The 3303-nt window shown below is 34.8% G+C and carries 5 protein-coding genes; 2 read left to right on the top strand and 3 right to left on the bottom strand.

The features are described from left to right. Window positions 1–224: 224 nt before the first annotated feature. Window positions 225–413: a hypothetical protein gene (locus RUH95_RS21455; protein WP_313894938.1), complete on the bottom strand. Its 189-nt coding sequence runs from the start codon at window positions 411–413 to the stop codon at window positions 225–227. A 148-nt stretch (window positions 414–561) separates the two neighbouring features. Between RUH95_RS21455 and RUH95_RS21450 the strand changes: the two genes are divergently transcribed. Beyond that, window positions 562–1455: an NTTRR-F1 domain gene (locus tag RUH95_RS21450; RefSeq protein WP_313894937.1), complete on the top strand. Its 894-nt coding sequence runs from the start codon at window positions 562–564 to the stop codon at window positions 1453–1455. Window positions 1456–1661: 206 nt separating this feature from the next. Here RUH95_RS21450 and RUH95_RS21445 read toward each other — a convergent pair whose 3' ends face one another. Beyond that, on the bottom strand, window positions 1662–2036 hold the full coding sequence (locus RUH95_RS21445; RefSeq protein WP_313894936.1) for a YolD-like family protein: 375 nt from the start codon (window positions 2034–2036) through the stop codon (window positions 1662–1664). Next, window positions 2033–2254, bottom strand: coding sequence for a transcriptional regulator (locus RUH95_RS21440; protein ID WP_313894935.1), 222 nt, complete (start codon window positions 2252–2254; stop codon window positions 2033–2035). The genes RUH95_RS21445 and RUH95_RS21440 overlap by 4 nt, the downstream gene beginning before the upstream one ends. 573 nt (window positions 2255–2827) lie before the next feature. Here RUH95_RS21440 and RUH95_RS21435 point away from each other — a divergent pair. Continuing rightward, the gene (locus tag RUH95_RS21435) at window positions 2828–2998 is read left to right on the top strand and encodes a helix-turn-helix domain-containing protein (protein WP_313894934.1); all 171 of its coding nucleotides are present in this window, start codon (window positions 2828–2830) and stop codon (window positions 2996–2998) included. The last annotated feature ends 305 nt before the right edge of the window (window positions 2999–3303 follow it).

The following is a 3303-nucleotide window of genomic DNA, read 5'->3' as shown; positions in this document are numbered from 1 at the left end:
GATAAATTCGACAAGGTGGGGGTCGCTGGTTCGAGACCAGTCGGGACCATCTAAACAAAAGCCTTTAACCTCAGTGGTTTTGGGCTTTTTTCAATTCAATTTAATACCTATAAAACAAGTGAAAATCCTTCTTATGTGACCGATATGTGACGAATTTATTAAAAACGTGTTTTTTGGACTTTGTACAATACAAATTTCCATAAAATAAATTAAACCACCTTCCATTAATCTGGTTGGTGCTTTTTAGCTTTCTCTACTTCTTCAGCTTCCGCTCTATTTATGACTTCGCATAATTTACCTAAAGCTATAAGTTCTTCTCTGTTCATTCGTGACATCTCTTCAAGGGCACCTAGTACTAACTCTGGAGGATGTTCATCCAGTAACTTATTAAATAGTTCTTCCGTTCTATCCATTTCAATCACGACCTTTAATTAATAATAGTTTACTTTTCAGAGATAAGTATTCCAGTGAATACAATTGCCCTCTTAGTTTATAAATTAAAACATAATATATAAAGACTTTAATTAATAAAGTTAATATTAATAGAAAGGTGGTGATTACATGACGATTCAAAATCTAGTAATCAATGGAGATTTTGAGACTGGAACCCTGTCCCCTTGGATTTCGGATAATGCAACAATTACTAACCAATATTCACATTCTGGTTTTTTTTCAGCTAGACTTCAAGGTGGCAATGTAGTATCTTTTATTGCCCAAACTGTTTCCGTTAATGAGGGCGAAGGATTTGAGTTACTTGTTTCATTAGCCAAAGTTGGATTTTCCCCTGCTGCTCCTGTACAGATACAAGTTATTTATTTGGATAGTATGGATAATTCGCTCGGGAATGGTATCTTCGTTAATGTACCCGTGGACCGAATCCCTACAGCAGACAATGATACATGGCTTGAAATCTATCAAACGACAACTCAATCTCCCCCTGGTGCTACACAGGCATTTATTTTGATAAATAGTCTTCCTCAAGCAGGAACGAGTGATATTTTGGTCGATGATGTCGCTCTATTAACTGCACCGACTGCACCACCTGACCCGGGAGTGAACCCAACGTTTGGTTCATTATATGGTTTTAATACAGCTAGAGTTGCTCAACAAGGTGTAAATATAGAGTTTGATTTTGTTGGACCAATCCTGAATACGGATCCCGATCCAGAAACAAATAGTATTACAATCTTATCAGATGGTGTCTATGAAATAACAGCATCTTTAGAGAATTTTAATACGGGAGGAAGTTTTGTACGCTACGGTATTAGAAGAAATTCATTAACGATTCCAGGTTCAAGTTTTGCCTCACAACCAGGTGGAACAATATCTATTGGGAAAACCATTCAAGTCGATTTAATTGCAGGAGATATCATAACAGTAGTTCCAGATCAAGCGATCGATGGAATCCCACAATATTCAAGTGCTGCACTTACTGTTAATCTTATTGGCTCTTAAGATTAGAATGAAATTCTGAAATTTTTTACAGGGGTGCCGGACTAGTAAATATAAGATTCACATTGATTCGCCCAAATCTACTTGAAGTTTTGAACTAAAAAACTTAGCTTCGATATAAACTTACCTTAGGTGCTATGATTTTCATTAGGCAAAAATATAAATAAGTCAGTATTGCATCGGACTTATTTTTATTTTTGCCCTCTTCATTAATCCATTATAGTTACGTCTACTATTTCATCAAGCTTTAATGATAACAAATAAAAAGGATCTTTCAATTCGATTTCTCGCTTCTGCAAATTCACACTTTCTACCGTACCTCTGTTGTATATAAATTCTCCATTTTTCCATCTTTTAATTTTTGTATCAGCTTTACTTTTAATGGCTGCATCCAAAGTATGTTGAATGGCATCATAATCCCATTCGTCTAATTCTGGTTTAGGTTCTCTTTTAATTTCTTCACTATATTGTCTTAATAAAGCTACGTGTTCTGGAAGCATCATTGCTACCCATTTCTTACTTCCTCTGTCTTGTAAACGTGACAAATCAAATATTGGCTCATCCTCATAAAAACCGTGATTCATACCACCCCACGCTCCTTATGGATGATGGGAACACATGCGAGTACATTTTCAATTTTAAAAGTCCTTTTATTATTTCGTAAAAAACAATGCGCTTTTAATGTATTACCCTCCACACACAACACCTTTACTTTTCGCTTACTGATTTCACCATTATTTTTCATGTAGATCATTTCAATTATTTGATTGAGTTGCATGGATTTTAAAATATTTATACGCACATATGTTCCCTCCTTCTTTTGACTAGTATACGAACAATAGTTCTATTTTACAACTAGTAATTTTAGGGAAATAAAACTTACTGTCATTCACAATATGTATAAAAGCAAACATGTATAGGTAATATATCAGAACCTAAAATACTCTATTAAATGGTTTTTTTCACCAAAAAAAGAGTCATTAATCATCTCGTAGATGATTATTACAAATGTCCAGACGACTAAACCTTCAGATGCTAACTCTTTCCGCATTTGAAAATATATTTTCATTGCTTCTTTTGTTGACAAATTTATCACCCTATACTTACTTATTAATTCGTTCTTGCTCAGCTAGACTGCTAAACTGCAGGCAGAGATTCGGTATTTGAAACAGTCGATTTAGATTTTAAAAAAGTACGCAGCATTGGAAAAGAACCGACGCCAAATGAGTTATCCAATTAGTCGAAGAATTAAAAGAAGTTTTGTCCGTTGGAAAAAGAATGAGGATCAACACGTACAAAAGGAGATACGATATCAACAGATCGGCGACTTGTACAAACAACATATGATTCGAATGGTTATCAAAAAAAAGAAATCTTGAAAGAACGTGACCTTTCACAACGTGAATTGGCACGAATGACAGGTCTGCGACCAAATACAATCAGCCATCTTTGTTCAGACAACGTAGACAGGGTTTATTTATCGACATTAGAAACGGTATGCAAAGTGATAGACATCGACATTCAGGAGTTAATCGAGGTGGAGTAGTCCTCTTGTACTAGTCGTTCTATGTACGTAAAAGTTGCGAATAAATATAAAAGATAGGGGGAAAGCGAAGGTTGGGCTTCGAAGAATAGAAATGGTGGTATCTGATGTAATTATGGTTATTTGCTTAACAAAATAAAGGGTAAATAGGGCATACATTTTAAATGTGTGTACGTACTTTATAATTGTAAAAACATAATATAGGGCTTACAGGGGTCACTCATATTCTCCGTATAAAAAATGAACTATTCGTACTCCCCTCCCAAAATAAAACCTTAGAGATTGTCTATATCTCTAAGGTTTATATA

Origin of the sequence: Psychrobacillus sp., from assembly GCF_032154225.1 — a bacterium.
Lineage (GTDB): Bacteria > Bacillota > Bacilli > Bacillales_A > Planococcaceae > Psychrobacillus.
This window is presented reverse-complemented; position numbering and strand designations above follow the sequence as displayed.